At 37.1% G+C, this 4,313-nt stretch carries 3 protein-coding genes; 2 read left to right on the plus strand and 1 reads right to left on the minus strand.

Going from position 1 to position 4,313, the window contains the following annotated elements; genetic code table 11:
* Positions 1 to 42 precede the first annotated feature (42 nt).
* Positions 43 to 2,940, minus strand: a complete 2,898-nt coding sequence (locus Q0376_RS02730; RefSeq protein ID WP_298703798.1) for a YadA-like family protein — start codon at positions 2,938 to 2,940, stop codon at positions 43 to 45.
* Between the two features lie 93 nt (positions 2,941 to 3,033).
* Here Q0376_RS02730 and Q0376_RS02735 point away from each other — a divergent pair, with 93 nt between their 5' ends.
* Positions 3,034 to 3,357, plus strand: coding sequence for a hypothetical protein (locus Q0376_RS02735; RefSeq protein ID WP_298703800.1), 324 nt, complete (start codon positions 3,034 to 3,036; stop codon positions 3,355 to 3,357).
* 156 nt (positions 3,358 to 3,513) lie between these two features.
* Positions 3,514 to 4,313 (plus strand): recombinase family protein (locus Q0376_RS02740; RefSeq protein ID WP_298703801.1); only part of this gene is annotated, 800 nt, incomplete at its 3' end.

Consider the following 4,313-nt stretch of genomic DNA (forward strand, 5'->3'; position numbering starts at 1 on the left):
TACTAGATTTAAAAATTATCCTTTTACACTTTTATTCCATACCTATTTATGACGCGCCACCCGTACGCGTTCTACAGTTGGATTGCCATCTTTATCAGTATGAACTGTATCAACAGTGAATCGTTCAAGCTCAGGAGCAAATTCAGTAAGAATCTTATCAGATAAAGTAGCACCATTTACCATAGCACGATACAATACAGCAGCAAATTCATAACGTGTCATAGGGCGATTTCCGTCAAAATTACCATCAGGATACCCATCAATCATGCCATTACCAGCAAGAGTGGCCACGTATTCATAAGCCCAATGATTTTGAGGTACGTCTGGGAAAAGTTGAAGTTTGGAGGTATCAACTTTTCGACCTGCATGAGAGTCAAGCATAGCCGACTTCATAGCTTCCATTTCACGGCGCATATCTTTTATTTCTTTAGCCATAGCGAGACGCGATGTGGACACATTATTGCCTTGACCAAATTTAAGGGATACGCCAGCGTTAAACATGTTATCGCCATTGCCCATCGTACCACCTACACTAAACATGGTATCTTCATTAGGACGATAGAATGCCCCTAAAGCCATTGCATTTTCACCGCGGTAATTACCATAACCAGCTACAAAATCCCATTTATCATCTGGGTCAAAGTCAAGCGGATGAAGCGCTGCTAAAGCGGCTGCACCGGCTCCCACTTTATCAATACGATTATCTAATTGGTTTACTTTATTACCCAAATTATTAATCGCTATGCTATTATTGGTCACTTGATGATTAACACTTTGAAGTTGTTCTTCAGTAGCCGCACGCCCTACAGTAGCGAAGTCCTCTGCATCAAGAGTCGTATTAGTTAAACCAGTCACTTCGCCTTTACTACCGTTTACTGAAATATTACCAACTTCTGCCATACCAGTTGTTCCATTTACAGTGACTGTCTTACCTGCTTCAGTGCCTACCTGTAAAGTACCTTTACCACCATCAACTACTACCTGAGTATGGCCTTCACCGAGAGTAATCTTTTCACTGAGACCAAACTGTAAATTAGTTCCGTCTTTTGTTACGATAATGTTTTGATTACCAGCTTTGTCTTTAGAGCCAGAGAAGTCTACGGTAGCATTATTACCTACAGCCTGACTGTCTTCACCATTGGCCGAAACATTCCAACCTTGATAAGCACTCCCTTTTATACCTTCTAAATCATTTTTAACAAGTTGTAATTGCTCTTCTGTAGCTGCACGACCTGCACCATTTGCAAATCCATCATAATTAATAGTTTTATTAGTTAAGCCTGTAATATTGCCTGTAGCCCCATCAACTGCTACGTTACCTATATTAGCTGAACCAGCTACACCATCTAGAGTTACTTTTGTTTTTTCTACAGTTCCAACTGTTACTTTTGCCGTATTACCATCGATAGCAACTTTATTAACACCTGCGCCTGCAGTTACTGTGCCCTTTTCTCCATCAATTGCTACCGTATTATCTCCAGTACCTACATTAACAGTGCTATTAAGATCAAAGGTTAAATTAGTTCCCTCTTGACTTACTACGATATTCTTATGATTATTTTTGTCTTTTGCACCAGAGAAATCAACTTTATCGCCATTTACAGCAACGCCAGTTTCACCCTCAGCAGATACAGTCCAGCCTTTATAGTCATTACCCTCGATTTTAGTAATAGCCGCATTCAACTGTTCTTCAGTAGCTGCTCGACCTGCAGTAGCAAATCCATCAACAGTAAGAGTTTTATTCGTTAAGCCTGTTATTTGACCAGCAGTACCGTCAATCGTAATAGGATTATTTCCCTCTTTAGCTTCACCAATAGTAATAGTGTCTTTTAACTTAATATTGTAGTCTGTAATATTAGTCTGCTTATTTTCAGTCGGTGTCAAAGTAAAATTGTTACCTACACTGACGCTAGCATTTTTAGCATTGACAATATATTGTGGCTTGCCATCTGCAGTTTTTCCTGGATCTATTGATGCAATATTTGTGCCGGCTGCTACCTCACCACCTGCAGCGGCTATTTTAGCATTCAAATCATTAGTTAAATGATAAATTTGACTACCATTAATAGCGTCATAGGAATCTGATGATATACGACCTTTGGCTACATTAATAATACGACGTTTAGATGAACTATCACCAACAGAAAGTACGCCATATGTACCATCACCGCTAGAAATATTCCATTGCTTATTATAGAAATCGCCTAATTCTTTCTTAAATTCTGTTAACTTAGCGCTCGTAAACATATCGTCAGTTCTTACTTTACTACTTCGACCTAGTGCCACACTATAACTAGTATTAGCAGCAACATCAGTTGCGTAGCCTATGGCTGTACCACCTAAACTACTAACGCCGGACTTAGACCCTACAATAGTAGCATATTTAATGTTATCTCCAATAATCGACTCACTACCACCAATAAAGGAGTAGTCTGAATCAGTACCAATATTAGATGATGCCCCTAAAATAGAACTCGATGCACTTTTTGTACTAGTGCTATGCCCCACTATTGAAGAGCTACCCGATCGTTCCTCAATAGTCGCATTACTTCCTAACGCTACGCTATAGCCTGTATTAACCTGAGTATCATTACCTAGCGCTATCGAATTACTAACATTACCTGCTTTAGTAATAGTTCCAGCTCTAGCACCGATAGCAATATTACTACTGCCCTTCACAGTAGAATTAGAGCCTATAGCAATGCCACCACCTGACCAAGACTGTACCTTAGATTTAACCCCAATAGCTACACTGCCATTTGCATTGCTCTCAATTTTAGTGTCCGGTCCAAGAGCCGTAGCATTTTCTACACTACTTTCAAGTGTTGATTGATAACCTAAAGCTACAGAATACCTACTTTCAGGTTCACCTGCCTTACCAATATGTGCATCATTACCTATAGAGAGTATATACTGTATGTATTGGGTTTGATGTCCCAAAAAATATCTTTTTCATTGTCCTTGTGGCAAAACAGCGCTCTCTAATTATTTAGAGGGCGTTTTAGTTTTATTGAAGATAAAATAAGGATTTATATGAAAGAAAAAATTAATATAACAATTCAAAAAGAACCACTCAATGACCAACAATTCAAACAAATATCAAGATTATTACAGCTATCTATTGATTCAGACAAAATCAAAATAAAGACTATTTACAATGGTCGATTAATAGGTAATGCCAAATATATAGATAATAAATTAGTTTGTACTAATTGTGGGTCATCATCTAATCAATTCCAATTTGTGATGCATACAGTAACTGGAAACAATGAAAGAGAAATATACAAATGCCAACACTGTGGCCAAGATATATTTACCCTTTATGATTACCAAGAACATCCAAAGAAAACCTTTTAAAATAAAAAATTCCCCCACTCCGCGCCAACGGAATGAGGGAATAAATTGAATACAGTAACATACTTAGAGCATGTACCGCATCAATCCTTGCAAATTGATTATAGCACGCTCTAGGTTAGTTTGTCATATCTTAACTAACAAGGAGCGTGATTTTTTATGCCTAATACAATGAAAGTAGGCATCTATATTCGTGTATCCACACAAGAACAAGCCAATGAAGGCTATTCTATCGATGCTCAAACAGACCGATTAACTAGTTATTGTAAATCTAGAGATTGGTCTATTTATAATACCTATGTTGATGGTGGTTTCAGTGGTTCTAATACTAATAGACCAGCCTTGCAACAACTCATGAATGATATTGAAAATAAAAAAATAAAGTGTGTTTTAGTCTATAAATTAGATCGCTTATCTCGAAGCCAAAAAGATACTTTGTATTTAATCGAAGATGTATTTCTAAAGAATAAAATAGACTTTGTTTCATTAAATGAAAACTTTGATACGACATCCCCTTTTGGTCGTGCTATGATTGGTATTTTATCCGTATTTGCTCAATTAGAACGTGAACAAATAAAAGAACGTTCTCTTATGGGTCGTATCGAGCGTGCAAAAAACGGTCTATGGCATGGTGGTGGTTATGACCCATTTGGCTATGACTATATAGATGGCCAACTAATCATCAACGAATATGAAGCCTCTATTGTGCGTGAAGTTTTTGATTTATTTTTAAAGAAACTACCAATTCATCGGATACATAAAATATTAAACGACAAATATGATAAACCAATTCATGAAACTGTTTTACGTAGTATTCTTACTACTAGATTATATACAGGTAAAATTTCATACGCTGGTAGTATTTATGATGGCCAACACGAAGCAATTATTAGCGAAGAAACATTTAAGGCTGCCGAAGAACTTTTTTCTATTAGAGCTAAAAAATTTACAGGTAATCC

Source organism: uncultured Veillonella sp. (assembly GCF_937981445.1).
Taxonomy (GTDB): Bacteria; Bacillota; Negativicutes; order Veillonellales; family Veillonellaceae; genus Veillonella_A.